Annotated in this window: 1 protein-coding gene; it reads right to left on the bottom strand. The window is 44.4% G+C overall.

Annotated features, from left to right (window positions below; genetic code table 11):
* Nucleotides 1-216: group II intron maturase-specific domain-containing protein (locus AC0QH1_RS16650; RefSeq protein ID WP_324632342.1), on the bottom strand; the 216-nt coding region annotated here is incomplete at both ends.

Here is a 216-nt window from a genome sequence, read left to right as displayed (position 1 = left end):
TGAGTAGTAGTTGCTCCACCCTCTGATGACCGGGTTGAGGTGTTTTATTAACGCCACTTGCGGTACTGCTCTGTGGGTGTCTACTATCTCTTTTAGTTTCTTGTAGTGGGTTTTGATGGCCTTCTTGCTGGGTTTGATGATAGTTTTGAAACCTAACGGATTGCCATGCGTGTCCTTTCCCGTCTTATATTTTCCGACTTGATATTGTCGGATGTT

The sequence above is a fragment of the Phormidium sp. CCY1219 genome (assembly GCF_055795085.1).
The sequence above is the reverse complement of the archived record's forward strand: the minus strand, read 5'-3'. Positions and strand labels throughout refer to the sequence as shown.